The organism is Oleiphilus sp. HI0128 (assembly GCF_001635365.1).
In genome coordinates this window covers 1-334 of the sequence record NZ_LWGG01000634.1, presented here as the reverse complement: position 1 = coordinate 334, position 334 = coordinate 1, and the positions used below count along the sequence as shown (strand labels likewise).

1 protein-coding gene is annotated in these 334 nt (G+C 42.8%); it reads right to left on the bottom strand.

Annotated elements, in window-relative coordinates:
- On the bottom strand, positions 1-205 hold a 205-nt coding region (locus A3763_RS29495; RefSeq protein WP_231872131.1), incomplete at its 3' end, for a hypothetical protein.
- Positions 206-334 lie beyond the last annotated feature (129 nt).

Here is a 334-nt window from a genome sequence, read left to right as displayed (position 1 = left end):
TATTCGGGCGCCCCCACTGAGGTTCATAGTGATCCACAAAACAAAACATGATGTGCACTGGCCCATCTACCTTTGGCTTACCTTTAAGCCTGATAGAAATATAATGCCCCAACCATATGTGCATGTTCTTTTTTCGTATCATGACAACAGCCAATGCGAACACCGCTAGACATAACACTACCAGACCACTAATCAAACCAAACAAAATATTCCCCTTCCTTTTCTAAGCCTAACCTTAGCGATTTGTGCTATCCCATGTTCCTTTAACACCACCACTGTAGTAGCGCAAAGCTCCGTGCCCTAAAGCAAAATTCATATTCACCCAAAAGATAAC